15 protein-coding genes are annotated in these 15,426 nt (G+C 67.9%); 13 read left to right on the forward strand and 2 right to left on the reverse strand.

Going from position 1 to position 15,426, the window contains the following annotated elements:
* The first annotated feature begins 73 nt into the window (after positions 1 to 73).
* From PJ250_RS09110 to PJ250_RS09135, 6 genes are all read left to right on the forward strand, one after another.
* Positions 74 to 574, forward strand: a complete 501-nt coding sequence (locus tag PJ250_RS09110) for a YceI family protein (protein WP_271648261.1) — start codon at positions 74 to 76, stop codon at positions 572 to 574.
* Positions 571 to 2,577 carry a phospholipase D family protein gene (locus PJ250_RS09115; protein WP_271648262.1) on the forward strand — a complete coding sequence of 669 codons (2,007 nt, stop codon included), beginning with the start codon at positions 571 to 573 and terminating at the stop codon, positions 2,575 to 2,577. Before PJ250_RS09110 ends, PJ250_RS09115 begins: the two co-directional genes overlap by 4 nt.
* A 30-nt stretch (positions 2,578 to 2,607) precedes the next feature.
* Positions 2,608 to 3,039 carry a hotdog fold thioesterase gene (locus PJ250_RS09120; protein ID WP_271648263.1) on the forward strand — a complete coding sequence of 144 codons (432 nt, stop codon included), beginning with the start codon at positions 2,608 to 2,610 and terminating at the stop codon, positions 3,037 to 3,039.
* Positions 3,040 to 3,132: 93 nt separating this feature from the next.
* Positions 3,133 to 3,924 (forward strand): lysophospholipid acyltransferase family protein, encoded by a 792-nt coding sequence (locus PJ250_RS09125; protein WP_271648264.1) that lies wholly within the window; start codon positions 3,133 to 3,135, stop codon positions 3,922 to 3,924.
* An 86-nt stretch (positions 3,925 to 4,010) separates the two neighbouring features.
* The gene (locus PJ250_RS09130; RefSeq protein WP_271648579.1) at positions 4,011 to 4,991 is read left to right on the forward strand and encodes a YheT family hydrolase; all 981 of its coding nucleotides are present in this window, start codon (positions 4,011 to 4,013) and stop codon (positions 4,989 to 4,991) included.
* Positions 4,992 to 5,138: 147 nt separating this feature from the next.
* Positions 5,139 to 5,753, forward strand: coding sequence for a YbhB/YbcL family Raf kinase inhibitor-like protein (locus PJ250_RS09135; protein WP_271648265.1), 615 nt, complete (start codon positions 5,139 to 5,141; stop codon positions 5,751 to 5,753).
* Between the two features lie 68 nt (positions 5,754 to 5,821).
* Here PJ250_RS09135 and PJ250_RS09140 read toward each other — a convergent pair whose 3' ends face one another.
* Positions 5,822 to 6,661, reverse strand: a complete 840-nt coding sequence (locus tag PJ250_RS09140) for an undecaprenyl-diphosphate phosphatase (RefSeq protein WP_271648266.1) — start codon at positions 6,659 to 6,661, stop codon at positions 5,822 to 5,824.
* Positions 6,662 to 6,899: 238 nt separating this feature from the next.
* Between PJ250_RS09140 and glnA the strand changes: the two genes are divergently transcribed.
* The 7 genes from glnA to PJ250_RS09175 all read left to right on the forward strand — a co-directional run bounded on the left by glnA (position 6,900) and on the right by PJ250_RS09175 (position 14,380).
* A complete protein-coding gene (gene glnA, locus PJ250_RS09145; protein ID WP_271648267.1) occupies positions 6,900 to 8,309 on the forward strand; it encodes a type I glutamate--ammonia ligase in 1,410 nt (469 codons plus the stop codon).
* A 335-nt stretch (positions 8,310 to 8,644) separates the two neighbouring features.
* On the forward strand, positions 8,645 to 8,983 hold the full coding sequence (locus tag PJ250_RS09150; RefSeq protein ID WP_271648268.1) for a P-II family nitrogen regulator: 339 nt from the start codon (positions 8,645 to 8,647) through the stop codon (positions 8,981 to 8,983).
* A gap of 22 nt (positions 8,984 to 9,005) precedes the next feature.
* Positions 9,006 to 10,469 carry an ammonium transporter gene (locus PJ250_RS09155; protein WP_271648269.1) on the forward strand — a complete coding sequence of 488 codons (1,464 nt, stop codon included), beginning with the start codon at positions 9,006 to 9,008 and terminating at the stop codon, positions 10,467 to 10,469.
* A 39-nt stretch (positions 10,470 to 10,508) separates the two neighbouring features.
* The gene (locus tag PJ250_RS09160; protein ID WP_271648270.1) at positions 10,509 to 11,615 is read left to right on the forward strand and encodes a two-component system sensor histidine kinase NtrB; all 1,107 of its coding nucleotides are present in this window, start codon (positions 10,509 to 10,511) and stop codon (positions 11,613 to 11,615) included.
* A complete protein-coding gene (ntrC, locus tag PJ250_RS09165) occupies positions 11,605 to 13,029 on the forward strand; it encodes a nitrogen regulation protein NR(I) (RefSeq protein ID WP_271648271.1) in 1,425 nt (474 codons plus the stop codon). The genes PJ250_RS09160 and ntrC overlap by 11 nt, the downstream gene beginning before the upstream one ends.
* 127 nt (positions 13,030 to 13,156) lie before the next feature.
* Positions 13,157 to 13,708: a superoxide dismutase family protein gene (locus PJ250_RS09170; protein WP_271648580.1), complete on the forward strand. Its 552-nt coding sequence runs from the start codon at positions 13,157 to 13,159 to the stop codon at positions 13,706 to 13,708.
* A 51-nt stretch (positions 13,709 to 13,759) separates the two neighbouring features.
* A complete protein-coding gene (locus PJ250_RS09175; RefSeq protein WP_271648272.1) occupies positions 13,760 to 14,380 on the forward strand; it encodes a superoxide dismutase family protein in 621 nt (206 codons plus the stop codon).
* Positions 14,381 to 14,460: 80 nt separating this feature from the next.
* On the opposite strand, the gene PJ250_RS09180 is transcribed toward PJ250_RS09175, so the two are convergent.
* A complete protein-coding gene (locus PJ250_RS09180; protein ID WP_271648273.1) occupies positions 14,461 to 15,348 on the reverse strand; it encodes a hypothetical protein in 888 nt (295 codons plus the stop codon).
* Between the last annotated feature and the right edge of the window lie 78 nt (positions 15,349 to 15,426).

Below are 15,426 nucleotides of genomic sequence, written 5' to 3' on the forward strand. Positions count from 1 at the left end.
GGTGCGCTGGCGCCATGCATGCGCGACCATCGCGCTGATGACATGCGCCACGGCGTCGGCGCAGTCGCGTGCCATGTCCCTGGACAAACAACACACACAGCTGGGCTTCGAGCTGTCTACCCGCTGGGGACAGAGCCTGGAAGGCTCGTTTCCCCGCTATGATGGCGTGGTCAGCGTTTTACCGGATGGGCGGCACCAGGTGTCGCTGCGCATGTATACCTCGGACGTGCAGATCGAGGACCATCCCCGCTATGCAAAGTGGGCGCGTGGCAGTGCGTTCTTTGATTCGGACAAGTGGCCTGAAGTGGTCTTCATCTCCCACCCCTACGACACCGCCGTACTGCGCGACGGCGGGCAGATCCGCGGCGAGCTGGTCATCCGCGGCATTCGCCGTCCAGAAACCCTGAGCGTGCAGCCGGCCCAGTGCCCGCAGCCGGCCGTGGACTGCGATGTGGTGCTGACCGGCGCGGTCCGCCGCAGCGACTACGAAATGGATAGCCTCAGGCTGGCGGTGAACGATCGGGTGGTGTTCGTGCTGCGCGCCCGCGTGCTGGCCCAAAGGGAGACGCCTTGAAGCACCTGATCGGGGGCCTGGCCCTGCTGCTGGCCCTGTTGGGAAGCGGATGCGCCAGCCTGTCCCAGGCCCAGCACGCCCAGGCCGTGGCGATTGCCCAGCAGGCGCGCTCGCAGGTGATCGACTGCGATGCGGCCAACGCCTGCGCGCAGCCCTCGGCCCTGCGCACGCTGGCCGACACGGCCGATGCCGATTCCACGCCGCAGGTGCCGCGCCACTACGCGCTACTGCTGGACCGCGGTGAGAACTCGCTGCTGGCGCGCCTGAACCTGATCCGCTCGGCGCGCACCAGCGTGGATGTGCAGACCTACATCTTCGATACCGACGACAGCTCCCGGATGATCCTGGACGCGCTGCTGGCGGCGGCCAGGCGCGGAGTGAAGGTGCGCCTGCTGATCGACCAGCTCTCGGCCATCTCCGATCTGGACGTGTTGGCTGCCCTGTCCGGCGTCCACCGCAACTTCCAGCTGCGCATCTACAACCCGACCTTCAATCAGGCTATGCCGGGTTACCTGGACTATGCGGCCAGCGTCATCTGCTGTTTCCGCCGCTTCAACCAGCGCATGCATACCAAGCTGCTACTGGTCGACGACGCGGTGGGCATCACCGGCGGGCGCAACTATCAGGACGACTATTACGACTGGGATGCGGAATACAACTTCCGTGACCGCGACGTGCTGGTCGCCGGCCCGGAAGGGCGCGACATGGGCCGCAGCTTCGAGCAGTTCTGGGAGGCCCCACGCAGCATTCCGGTGGAGCGGCTCAACGATGTGGCCCGCACGCTGCTGGACAAGGGCGTGCCGCCGATGCCGGCCGATGCGTTCAAGCGCCCCCAGCGCGTGGCGCAGATGGACCGCGACGCCAGCGACCCGGCGGTGATCCAGGACCGTCTGGCATCGCGCGCGATGGCGGTGGGGACGGTGAGCTACATCGCCGATACCCCGCGCAAGCATCGCGCCGAAGATCCCGAGGCGGCCGCGCCCTCGGACTGGGAACTGGGCACGCTGCTGCGGCGCGCACAGCGCGAGATCCTGATGCAGACGCCGTACCTGGTGATGTCCGACCAGGCCGAGCGCTTCTTCGCCGGGCTGCGCAAGCGCGAGGACCCGCCACGGGTGGTCGTGTCGACCAACAGCCTGGCGGCGACCGACAATCCGATCGTGTATTCGGTCTCGGCCAAGTACAAGCGCATGTACCTGCGCAAGTTGGGCTTCCATCTGTACGAGTACAAGCCCTTCCCCGAGGACGCGCCGGTGGATTACGCCACCCTGTTGTCAGCGCCGCCGGTCGCGCTGCCCGGACAGGCGGTCGCCGACACCCGCGAGGACGACCGCAGCGACACGCGGATCCGCACCTCGATGCCGGGCAGCCGCCCGTTCGGGGTGGTCGATCGTGACGAACAGGCCGACCGTGCCGCGCGTCGCGCGCGGATCAACAATCGCGTGGACCGGCGCCTGCAGCGCACCGAGACCCGGCCCTCGTTCCTCAGCAAGGGTCCGGAAAGCGAGCCGGTGCCGCTGAAGCGGGCGGGCGTGCGCATGGGCCTGCATGCCAAGTCGATGGTGATCGACGGCGATATCGCGGTGATCGGGACCCACAACTTCGACCCGCGCTCGATCGATTACAACACCGAGGCGGTGGTGGTGATTCCCAACCGCGCTTTCGCTCAGGAACTGGAGGCCAGCATCCACCGCGACATCGAGCCGGAAAACTCCTGGGTCATCGCCCCGCGGGAGAAGCCGCCGATCCTCTCGGGCCTGAACTACAGCCTGGACAAGGTGTCCTCCTCGCTGCCGGTCTTCGACATCTGGCCCTGGCGCTATGCCACCAGCTACGAGTTCATGCCCAGCGAGCAGTGCCCCGAGCCACTGCAGGTCAACGATCCGATGTTCCACACCTGCTACAAGTCGGTTGGCGACTTCCCCGAGGTCAGTATCGGTCCCAAGCGCCTGTACGCCCGCATCCTGATCGCCTTCGGCGCCGGCCTGGTGCCCATCCTCTGACCCGCTTCCCGCAAGACGCAAGGAATTACCATGGCTTTTCGCGCCCCGGTCGATCTCGACGCCCTCAACGCCCTGTCCGCCGGTAATCTGGTCGGCCATCTGGGCATCATGATCACCGAAGCCGGCGAGGATTGGCTGCGCGGCACCATGCCGGTGGAGCCGCGTACCCACCAGCCCTTCGGCCTGCTGCATGGTGGCGCGTCGGTGGTGCTCGCCGAGAGTCTGGGCAGTTTGGCCGGGGGACTGTCGGTGATCGACCCGGAGCGCTTCGGCGTGGTCGGCCTGGAGATCAACGCCAACCACATCCGCGGCGAGCGCACCGGCATGGTGACCGGGACGGCGCGGGCGGTCCACATCGGACGCACCACCCAGGTCTGGGACATCCGGATCGAAAACGCCCGCGGCAAGCCGGTCTGCGTCTCGCGCCTGACCCTGGCCGTGGTGCCCAAGCCTGCCGACTGAGGGCGCTGGCCAATAAAGCTGCACGATGGGAACGCTGCTTCCGTGCTGTTCTAGTAGCAGGACACCAAGGCCATCCGGTATCGTGCCGGGATGATGTCGACCCCCTCCCCGGCGCTGCAGTCCAGCGGCCCGGGCCGCGCCTTCCGCTATTTCCTCCGTAGCCCACTGCTGGTGGTGCACCTGGTGGTCATGCTGCCGTTGCTGCTGCTGACCATGGTGCCGCTGTGGGCGGGCTTGCCGGTGGCCGGGCGCACCTTCAAGCAATTCTCCGTCGAGCACTGGTCGGCCGCGCTGATGCGCATCTTCGGCTTTCGCCTGCGGCGCTCGGGCACGCCGCTGAAGGGCGCGGTGATGTTCGTCTCCAACCACGTCAGCTGGGTGGATATCGAGATGATGCACAGCCAGCGCATGGTCGGATTCGTGGCCAAGCAGGAGATCGCCGGCTGGCCGGTGGTCGGCTGGCTGGCCCAGCGCGGCGAGACCATCTTCCATCAGCGCGGCAGTACCGAATCGCTGGGTGGGGTGATGGAGGCCATGCTCGAGCGGCTCAGGGAAGGGCGGCCGGTGGCGGTGTTTCCCGAAGGCCGTACCCGCGACGGGACCGAGGTCGGGCCGTTCCACGCACGCATCTTCCAGCCCGCGGTCGAGGCGGCCGTGCCGGTGCAGCCGGTCGCGCTGCGCTACGGCGATGGCGGTGAGGCCCAGCAGCTGGTGGCCTTTGGACCGCATGAGAGTTTCTTCGCGAACTTTCTACGCCTGCTGGGCGAGCCTTCCCGCGTGGCCGACATCTGCTTTCTCGAACCCATCTATCCCGACCAGGTGCAGGGCCGGCGGCAGATCGCCGAGACCGCCCGTGCCCGCATCGTCGCGGTGATGGGCGCCTGACGATGTTGGGGTTTGGCGGACGTCCGGACCTGATCGAGGCCTCGCCGGCCCCGGCCAAGCGCGCCAGCGCGAGCTCGGCTGGGCCCCTGCAGGCCAGTGAGTACGTCCCGCCGCGCTGGCTGCGCAACGCCCATCTGCAGTCGTTCCTGAGCTCGAGCAATCTGCGCCGACGGCGTGGCCTGCGCCGGCTGCAGGCACTGGGTACGGTCAGCACCGAGCACATCTTCGACGGCGGCGCCGGGGTGCGCCTGCAGGGCTGGCATACCGTGATCCCCGGCATGGACATCCAGGGGCTGGCGCTGTTGTTGCACGGTTGGGAGGGCAGCGCCGAGTCCAGCTATATGCGCATGACCGCCGCCAGCCTGCTCGAGCGCGGCTACGAGGTCGTGCGCCTGAACTTCCGCGACCACGGCAACACCCACCACCTCAACGAAGAGATCTTCCATTCCTGCCTGCTGCCCGAGGTGCTGCACGCGGCCTGTGATGTGGCCGCGCGCTTCCCGCAGCGGCCGATGGTGGCCGCCGGATACTCGCTGGGCGGCAACTTCGCCCTGCGCCTGGCGCTGCGCGCGCCCGAGGTGGGCCTGCCACTGGCGCGGGTGGCCGCGGTCTGCCCGGTGCTGGACCCGCATTCGGCGCTGACCGGGATGGAGCAGGGCCTGCCGCTGTATCACTGGTATTTCCAGCGCAAGTGGCGCCACTCATTGGAGATCAAGCGCCAACTGTTCCCCGAGCGCCATCTGTACGACGACCAGGTCCTCTCACTGAACGTGCGCGAGCTGACCCGTTGGATGGTCGAGCACGAGACCGAGTACGGCACGCTGGAGAACTACCTGGATGGGTATTCGGTCGCTGGCGATCGCCTGGCGGGCATGCGCGTGCCGGCGCACATCCTGATGGCGCAGGACGACCCGGTGATTCCCTTCGCCGATTTCGCCCGCTGGCAGCTGCCCGATACGGCGCAGTTGGAAGTCGCGCGCTGGGGCGGCCACTGCGGCTTCATCGAGAACGCGCACGGCGATGGCTTTGGCGAACGCTGGGTGACCGATCGCCTGACCCGCGCCTGAGGTCGCCGCAGGCCGGGCCGTTAGAATCAGGGGGTTCCCACCGGCAGATGGCCACACAGGCGTCATGACCGGCCTTTCGTCTTGCGGCCGGTCGCGACCCGGCTGGGCTATCCAGCCGATTGATTTCCCCCAAAAGGAGCTTTGCGCATGCGCATTCACAGTGACAGCTTCAAACGCGGCGCCCCGATCCCGGTTGAATTCGCCGGCGGCGATGCCTCCGGTTTCGCGCCCGACCGCAATCCGCATCTTGCCTGGGACCAGGTGCCTGCCGGGACCCGCTCCTTCGTGCTGGTCTGCGTTGATCCGGATGTGCCGACCGTGGCCGAGACCACCAACCGCGACGACATGGAAGTGCCGGCCGACCAGCCGCGCTGCGACTTCTTCCATTGGGTGATGGTCGACCTGCCGGCCGATCTGCGGCAGATCGACGCGGGCAGCTGCAGCGACGGCTTTGTCGCCAAGGGCAAGTCCTCGCCGCCCGGGCCGGCTGGCGCGCGCCAGGGGCTCAACAGCTATACCGGCTATTTCGCCGGCAGTGTGGACCTGGGTGGCGAGTATTTCGGTTACGACGGTCCCTACCCGCCGTACAACGATGCGTTGCTGCATCACTACCACTTCCGCCTGTTCGCGCTGGACGTGGAGCAACTGGCGGTGTCCGGCGCCTTCACCGGCGAGGAGGTGCTGGCGGCCATCGAAGGCCATGTGCTGGACCAGGCCGAATGGATGGGGACTTACACGCTCAACCCGCGCCTGGCCGGTTGAGCGCGATCCAGCCCCGACAAAAAAGCCCGCGTAGAACGCGGGCTTTTTTGTATCCGTCAGCGCCGTGCTCAGGCGCCGCTGGGCAGGAACAGCAGCAAGGCCGCGCCCAGGATCATGCGGTAGACCGCGAACACGGTGAAGCGATGGCTCTGGATGTAGCCCAGCAGCCACTTGACCGCGATGAAGGCGGTGATGGCGCTGGAGACGAACGCCACGGCGAACAGCCCCCAGGGCTCATGCGCCGCCTGCCCCGAGCGCACCACGTCGATCAGCTCGTAACCGCTGGCGGCGAACATGGTCGGGATGCCGACCAGAAAGGCGAACTCGGTGGCCGAGGACCGTTTGGTCGTACCTGCCAGCAAGGCCACGAAGATCGTTGCGGCCGAGCGTGAGGTGCCGGGGAAGACGCCGGCCACGACCTGGGCGATGCCCACCAGGATGGCCACCGTCCAGGTGATGCGGGCGCGTTCACCCAGGGTCAGGGCGCGGCGCCCGGCGAAGTATTCGGCCGCGATCATCCAGACGCCGCCGATGATCAGCGCCCAGGCGATCGGCGTCACCGTCTCGGGCAGCTCGAAGCCGAGCTTCTTGACCACCAGGCCCAGGATCGCGGTGACCACGAAGGCGGCCGCCAGCTTGAATGCATAGACCCGCGGGGTGTCGCCGTCGACCTTGGGCAGGGAGGACTGGTCGACCTGGAGGACGCCGCGGGTGAGTTCGACCAGGCGTTCGCGGTAGATCAGCACCACCGCCAGGATCGCGCCGGCCTGGATGCCGATATTGAACAGGTCGCTGCGGTGGCCGAGCCAGCGCTCGGCGATGAGCAGGTGTCCGGTGCTGGAAACAGGGAGAAATTCGGTCAGGCCTTCGAGGATGCCGAGCAGTAGCGCGGCGAACAGGTCATACATGGGCGAGCGGTTGCGACGTGGGGAGCTGCGAGCATACGGGGAATTGGGTGCTGTATCGCGTGTGCACCAAAAAAGTGCTTATTGAAGATAAATGCACCGAAATTGCGCATTTGCTTGCCAGGACGCGTGAACGCGGTGTATACAAAACAGGCACTTAGTCGTGCTCGACAGTTGGCACGTGCTTTGCGTTGCAACCGTCACATATTCCACCTCACCCCCTGAATTTCGAGGAGCAAAGATGTCCGCGGACAAAGTCGAAAAGCTGATCAAGGATTCCAAGGCCGAGTTCGTCGACCTGCGATTCGTTGACATGCGCGGCGTGCAGCAGCACGTGACCTTCCCGGCCAGCATCGTCGAGCCCGGCCTGTTCGAGGAAGGCAAGATGTTCGACGGCAGCTCGATCAGCGGCTGGAAGGGCATCAACGAGTCGGACATGGTCCTCATGCCTGACGCCGACACCGCGTACCTGGACCCGTTCTACGCCGATCCGACCATCAACCTCACGTGCGACGTGCTGGATCCGGCCACCATGACCCCGTACGCACGCTGCCCGCGCGGCGTCGCCAAGCGCGCCGAGGCCTACCTGCAGGCCTCGGGCATTGCCGACCAGGCCTTCTTCGGCCCGGAGCCTGAGTTTTTCATCTTCGACTCGGTCCGCTTCGCCAATGACATGGGCAACACCTTCTTCAAGGTCGACTCCGAGGAAGCGGCCTGGAACACTGGCGCCAAGTACGAAGGCGGCAACAGCGGCTACCGCCCGGGCGTGAAGGGCGGCTACTTCCCGGTCCCGCCGACCGACTCGCTGCACGACATCCGTGCCGAGATGGTCAAGACCCTGGAGCAGGTGGGCATCGAGACCGAGGTGCACCATCACGAAGTGGCCACCGCGGGCCAGTGCGAGATCGGCACCAAGTTCAACTCGCTGGTGAAGAAGGCCGACGAACTGCTGATGATGAAGTACATCATCAAGAACGTCGCCTTCCGCAACGGCAAGACCGCCACCTTCATGCCCAAGCCGATCGTCGGCGACAACGGCAGCGGCATGCACGTGCACCAGTCGCTGGCCAAGGGCGGCACCAATCTGTTCACCGGTGACGGCTACGGTGGCCTGTCGCAGATGGCGCTGTGGTACATCGGCGGCATCTTCAAGCACGCCAAGGCCATCAACGCGTTCTCCAACTCCGGCACCAACAGCTACAAGCGCCTGGTCCCGGGCTTCGAGGCGCCGGTGATGCTGGCCTACTCGGCCCGCAACCGCTCGGCCTCCTGCCGCATCCCGTGGGTCTCCAACCCGAAGGCCCGTCGCATCGAGGTGCGCTTCCCTGATCCGCTGCAGTCCGGCTACCTGACCTTCACCGCGCTGATGATGGCCGGCCTGGACGGCATCAAGAACCAGATCGATCCGGGCGAAGCCTCGGACAAGGATCTGTACGACCTGCCGCCGGAAGAAGAGAAGAAGATCCCGCAGGTGTGCTCCAGCCTGGATCAGGCCCTGGCCGCACTGGACGCCGACCGCGAGTTCCTCAAGGCCGGCGACGTGTTCTCCGATGACCTGATCGATGGCTACATCGACCTGAAGATGCAGGAAGTCACCAAGTTCCGCGCCGCGACCCACCCGCTGGAATACCAGCTGTACTACGCCAACTGAGCAATCGCGGCGATGGCGGTGGGCCTCCCCTCCCACCCGCCGCCATCGTCGCATCCTGATTGGCCCCGCCGTTGGCGATCGACGGCGCAGGGCGCGTACCGGGGCGATCGCAACGCTGTAACGCAACACGGGGAATCCACGGGAACACCCGGAAGGCGCACGCCCTCCCTCCCAGGCCGTACCGCCGGTCCTTGCCCGGTGCTTGTCCGGCGCGTCCTCCGGGTGTGCTCCCACATGACTGCCGCGGAACCCGCGCTCGCTGCCGGGCGCCACCACCAAGCGCAGCAACGTCGGCCGGCCATGCCGGTCGTTCCATCCACCATCGGGGAATGTGCATGAAACTGATCACCGCCATCATCCGCCCGTTCAAACTGGACGAGGTCCGCGAGGCACTGTCGCAGACAGGCGTCTCGGGCATCACCGTCACTGAAGTCAAAGGCTTCGGGCGCCAGAAGGGACACACCGAGCTGTATCGCGGCGCCGAATACGTCGTGGATTTCCTGCCCAAGATCAAGCTGGAAACCGTGGTCACCGAGGAGCGCCTGGATGCGGTCATCGAAGCCATCCAGCAGGCTGCCGGCACCGGCAAGATCGGCGACGGCAAGATCTTTGTGACCTCCATCGACCAGGTCATCCGCATCCGTACCGGCGAAGTCGGCGCCGACGCGCTCTAATCCAACTCGGAGAGAACCCCCCATGAAGACTCGTCTGCTCTCCGGGTTGAAGACCCGCCTGCAGGTGCTGTGCCTTGCCGCCGTGTGCGGTGTAGTGGTTGCTGGTTCCGCCTTCAGTGCCGCCGCGCAGGACACCAGCGCGCCGGCCACCACCGAGGCGCCCGCCGCCGATGCCTCGGCCGCCACCGCGCCAGAGCCGGTTGCCGCGCCGGCAGCGGAAGCTCCGGCCGAAGCCGCACCCGAGGCCGCCGCGCCGACGGTCGACAAGGGTGATGTGGCCTGGATGCTGACCTCCACCCTGCTGGTGCTGTTGATGACCGTGCCCGGTCTGGCGCTGTTCTACGGCGGCATGGTCCGCGCCAAGAACGTGCTGTCGGTGCTGATCCAGGTGATCACCGTGTTCTCGCTGATCGCGATCCTGTGGGTCGTCTATGGCTACTCGCTGGCCTTCGACGGTGGCAACGCGTGGATCGGCACGACCGGCAAGGTCTTCCTCAAGGGGGTCACCGGCGACAGCCTGGCCGATACCTTCACCGAGGCGGTCAAGCTGCCCGAATACGTGTTCATCGTGTTCCAGCTGACCTTCGCCGGCATCACCGGCGCGCTGATCGTCGGCGCCTTCGCCGAGCGGGTGAAGTTCGCCGCGGTGCTGCTGTTCTCGGTGATCTGGTTCACCTTCGGCTACATCCCGCTGGCCCACATGGTCTGGGGTGCCGGTGGCTTCCTGCTGGAAAAGGGCGCGCTGGACTTCGCCGGCGGCACGGTGGTGCACATCAATGCCGGCGTGGCCGGGCTGGTGGGCTCCTACTTCGTGGGCAAGCGCCTGGGCTTCGGCCAGAGCGCGCTGAAGCCGCACAACGTGACCCTGACCTTCGTCGGTGCCTCGCTGCTGTGGGTGGGCTGGTTCGGCTTCAACGCCGGCTCCAACCTGGAAGCGACCTCCGGCGCGGCGCTGGCCTTCCTCAACACCATGCTCGCCACCGCCGCGGCGGTGCTGGCCTGGGCGCTGGCGGAGAAGGTGCTCAAGGGCAAGTCCTCGGCCCTGGGCGTGGCCTCCGGCGCGGTGGCTGGCCTGGTCGGCATCACCCCGGCCTGCGGCACCGTCGGTCCGTTCGGCGCCATCGCCATCGGCGCGATCGCCGCCGTGATCTGCGTGTGGGGCGTGACCGGCCTGAAGAAGCTGCTGGGCGCCGATGACTCGCTGGACGTGTTCGGCGTGCACGGCATCGGCGGCATCGTCGGCGCGATCCTGACCGGCGTGTTCACCGCGCCGGGCCTGGGCGGCACCGGCGCCGCGGATTTCAGCATCGGCGGCCAGGTGGCAACCCAGGCACTGGGCGTGGGCATCACCATCGTGTGGATCGGCATCGTGTCGATCGTGGGCTTCCTGATCGCCAAGCTCGTCTTCGGGCTGCGCGTGAGCGAGGAGGCCGAGCGCGAGGGCCTGGACATCACCTCGCACGGCGAATCGGCCTACGAGGCCTGATTCGATCCCCGGAAGGCGGCATTGCACTAAAATGGTGCAATGCCGCCGCCGGATGCCGAAAGACCTGATGTCGAAGACTTCGCAGGACTCGTGACCGACGCTCCCACCCCGGACGCCCTCAGCACGCCGGTGGCCTGGGCCGACGCAACCGGCACGATTCTCGGGGCCAACGACGCGTTCGTGCGCTGGCTTGGGGTCGGTCCCCGTCGGTTGCTCGGGCGCCCGCTGGCCACACTGGAAATGGACGGCGATGCGATGGCCCGCTTTCTGGGCAACACCGATCGCGACCTGCTGCGACTGCACCGGGTCGCCCTGGGATTTCCTGGCGAGGCGCCGCGTTTTGCCGAAGGCTGGCTGTCGCGGACCGAGCAGGGCGGCTGGCTGCTGGAAGCCCAGCCGGTGGAAGACTTCCCCGCGTTGGACCCGGCCCGGGCCATGCCCAGTGCGCTTACGGCGGCCCTGCGCGGACTGGCCCATGAGTTGCGCAATCCGCTGGCCGGCCTGAAGGGCGCGGCCCAGCTACTCTCGCGGCGTGCCCAGCTGCGCAGCGACAATGACGACGAGCGTGAACTCATCGGCCTGATCGAATCGGAAGCCGAGCGCCTCAATGCCTTGCTTGATCGGTTGCTCTCGCCGACCTCGCAGCGGCCGCACGCCTCGCTCAACATCCATGCCGTCCTCGAGCGCGTGCTGCGCCTGGCCGAGGCCGAGGGCAGTTGGACCGTTCGCCTGCAGCGCGACTACGACCCGAGTCTGCCGGAGATTCATGGCGATGCCGACCGGCTCACCCAGGCGGTCTGGAACCTGGTCGGCAATGCCATGCAGGCCGGCGCCAGCCTGATCACGCTGCGCACGCGCGTCGAGCACGGCCTGCGCATCCACGACCAGCTGCACGCCCGCACGCTGCGGCTGGAGATCATCGACGATGGACGCGGCGTGCCGGAGGCCCTGGCCGAGCACCTGTTCCTGCCGCTGGTCTCCGGGCGTGCCGAAGGCAGTGGGCTGGGCCTGGCCCTGGCCCAGCAGGTCGCACGCGAGCATCGCGGTTCGCTGGGCTTCCGCTCGCGGCCGGGCCATACCGTTTTCACCATGCTGCTGCCGCAATCGCGCGATGCAGGCGCGGAGGAGATCCACGATGTCCATTGAGGAAGGCCAGCGCATCTGGGTGGTCGATGACGACCGCTCGGTCCGCTTCGTGCTGGCCACCGCGCTGCGTGACGCCGGCTACGATGTCGATGGCTTCGACAGTGCTGCCTCGGCCCTGCAGGCCCTGGGAACGCGCGGCGTGCCGGACTTGCTGTTCACCGACGTGCGCATGCCGGGCGAAGACGGCCTGAAACTGCTGGACCGGCTCAAACACGCGCATCCGCAGTTGCCGGTGATCGTGATGTCGGCCTATACCGATGTGGCAAGCACGGCCGGTGCCTTTCGCGGCGGCGCACAGGAGTTCCTGTCCAAGCCTTTCGACCTGGATGATGCGGTCGCGCTGGCCGCGCGCACGCTGCCCAGCGTGGAGGCCAGCGACGCGGCGCTGGCCCAGGCCGCGCCCGAGCGTTCTTCCGGCACGCCCGAGCTGATCGGGGACACGCCGCCGATGCGCGCGCTGTTCCGCGCCATCGGCCGATTGGCCCAGGCGCCACTGTCGGTCCTGATCACCGGGGAGACCGGTACCGGCAAGGAACTGGTCTCGCGCGCGCTGCATGACGAATCGCCACGTGCGCGCAAGCCGTTCGTGGCCCTCAACACGGCGGCCATCCCGGCCGAACTGCTGGAAAGCGAGCTGTTCGGCCATGAGGCCGGGGCTTTCACGGGGGCCCAGCGGCGCCATATCGGCCGCTTCGAGCAGGCCGACGGTGGCACCTTGTTCCTGGATGAGATCGGCGACATGCCGCTGCCGCTGCAGACCCGTCTGCTGCGCGTGCTGGCCGAGAACGAGTTCTTCCGGGTCGGCGGGCGCGAGTTGATCCGGGTGGACGTGCGGGTGATCGCGGCCACCCACCAGGACCTGGAAGGACTGGTCCGCCAGGGACGTTTCCGCGCGGACCTGTTGCATCGCCTGGACGTGGTCCGGCTGCAGATGCCGCCCTTGCGCGAGCGTCGCGCCGATGTGCCGCGCCTGGCCGAGAATTTCCTCGCCCAGGCCTGCATCAAGCTCGGCACGCCGCCCAAACGCGTGGCCGCCTCCGCCCGCGAGGCCCTGCGTGCGCACGACTGGCCAGGCAACGTGCGCGAACTGGAAAACGTCTGCTGGCGCCTGGCCGCGCTGGCACCGTCGGACACGATCACCGTGGGGGATGTCGAACAGTCCATGACCCAGACCACCGCGCCGCTGGCCCAGGGGGCGGCCGAATGGGACGTGGTCCTGGGGCAGTGGGCGCGCACGCGCCTGGCCGAAGGTGCCGAAGGCCTGCATGCCCAGGCCCGCGAGCGCATGGACCGCGCGCTGCTGGAGGCGGCCCTGCAGTTCACCAACGGGCGCCGTGCCGATGCCGCTGCCCGGTTGGGCGTGGGGCGCAATACGGTCACCCGCAAGCTGGGATCGGGGCGGCGCCGCAGCTGACCGGCGCACGGCAGCCTCTGACCGGATGGTCAGGGGTAGCAGGCGACGCTTCATTGCAAGTGAACGACACCGCCGCTAGCGTGTCCCGGTCATGTCCGTTCCATCCATCCCCCGCGCCCTGCCTCCGATGGGCCTCGTGCTCCTGGCCTTGGCCCTGACGGCATGCAGCAGCGCGCCGGCGCCCAAACCCGCGCCGCCTCCGCCGCCGCCCCAGGGCAGTACTGCCAAGGAAGCCCAGGCGATCATGATGTCCGCCTCGGCCAGCCTGGTCAGCGGCAAGCTCACGCTCACGCCAGAACCCGGCGGCGTGCATCTGGCCGGTACGATCGGTGGCCTGCCGCCCTCCGGCAGGTTCGGCTTCCATGTCCACGACACCGGTGATTGCAGCGCGGTCGATGCCAGCTCGGCCGGTGGCATCTTCAATCCCACCCATCAGCGCCACGGCAACGCCAAGATCGGCGCCCATCAGCTCGGTGACCTGGACAACCTGATCTCCGACCTGGAGGGCGTGGCGCATGTCGATGCCGATCTGGGCGGCGTCACCCTCGGTGGTGGCGCGCCGACGGATATCGCCGGACGCGCGCTGATCGTCCATGCAGACCCCGACGACTACGCGACCCAGCCGGATGGCAAGTCCGGCCCCCGCGTGGCCTGCGGGGTCATCAAAGTACTGCGTTAGGCCGCAAGGCCGGCGCGTTCGACCTACCCGAAGCGAAGAGAGGATCTTCCGATGCGATTGACCCGTACCCTGCTCACCGCCGCGACCGTGCTTGCCCTGGCCGCCTGCAGCAAGCCCGAGCCCGAAGCCGCGCCTGAGCCGGTCACCGAGGCCGCCGCGCCGGAGGCTGCCCCCCAGGCCACCGAGCCCGCAGCCGAGGCGGCCACTGCCACCGCCACCCTCAAGCCGACCGAAGGCAACCAAGTCGCCGGCGAGCTGACCTTTACCACGGCCGATGGCGGGGTCCATGTGACCGGCACCGTGACCGGCCTGACGCCGGACAGCCAGCACGGCTTCCACATCCACGAGACCGGCGACTGCAGCGCGCCCGACGGCACCAGCGCCGGCGGCCACTTCAATCCCGATGGTGTCGCCCACGGCCAGGTCACCGCCGACCCGCATCACGCCGGCGATACCAACAACATCACCGCCGATGCGCAGGGCACGGCCACCATCGACCAGATGCTGTCCAGCAACGTGGACATCGGCAAGGGCGACAAGTACGACATCGTCGGCAAGGGCGTGATCGTGCATGCCAAGCCGGACGACTACACCAGCCAGCCCACCGGCGAGGCGGGCGCGCGTCTGGCCTGTGGCGTCATCCAGGCGGGGCAGGCTCCGGCCTCGATGTAAGCCGCACACGGAGCGAGGTTGCAAACGAGGCGCCCATCGGGCGCCTCGTTCGTTTCAGGCCTGGGCGCGTTCCGCCAGGCTCAGGGCGTGCGCAGGTGGTCGCAGAGATCGCCCTCGCCCGGACAGTGGGCGAAGGTCACCGGGATGCCGTGGGCGCTGAGCACGGCCGCCAACTGACGCTGGCGCATGAGGTAATGCTCGTAGCCCCGGCTCAGGCGCTCGGGATCATCGGTCGGTGGGGCATTGCGCGTCTGCCAGGCCATCGCATCGAGCAGCGCCATCTGCACTTCGCCGCCGCTGTAGCGCAGCAGGGGTTCGGGCGGGGCGTCCAGCCACTGCTCGTCCTCGGGGGCCAGCAGCGCGGTTTCGATCACCGGCCACAGCCCGTCCAGGTTTTGGTGCTGGTACTGCAGGGCCATCATCGCGGCCAGGTCGTGCAGGGTCATGTAGCGCACGTGCTCCACCCGGGCACCCAGCCCGTCCTGCAGCTGCATCGCGGTGTCGGCGCCGGCCATGCCGCGCTCGATCAATACCTCTTCCAGCGCCTCGCCAACGGCATCGACATCCTCGGGCGTGCCGCTGAGCAGGAACGGCAGCACGCGCAGTGCGCCACCGACCAGATCCGGGTCGGCCTGGAACGGGCGGGGCACCTGGCCATCGGCCGAGGCGCCGAAGGCGATCACCAGCGGGCCCTGGTCACGGCCGGGCGCCCGCTGGCGCAGTTCGTCCAGGCGCCGATGCAGTGGCCAGCCCGGGCGCAGCGCCTCGGCCGGGTCGAAATGGGCGGCGGCGAGGGTCAGTTCCAGCGTGGCCACCTGCGGGACCAGCCCGACCAGGTCGCGCGCGACCCGACCGGCCAGCTCGCCGGCCGCGTCCTGTGCCAGGGCCGCCACGCGTGGCGGGGCGCCGCCGGCCAGTTCCAGGGCCACCAAGCCCATGACCTGGGCGGTGTGCTGTGCGTGCGTCATGCCTTGCTCATCTTGCTTGGGCGCGCCAACGGCGCGTGTCGGGCGCCATTCTAGCCAAGGCGCGTGCCGGACCCGTGA

The organism is Pseudoxanthomonas sp. JBR18 (assembly GCF_028198165.1).
Classification (GTDB): domain Bacteria; phylum Pseudomonadota; class Gammaproteobacteria; order Xanthomonadales; family Xanthomonadaceae; genus Pseudoxanthomonas_A.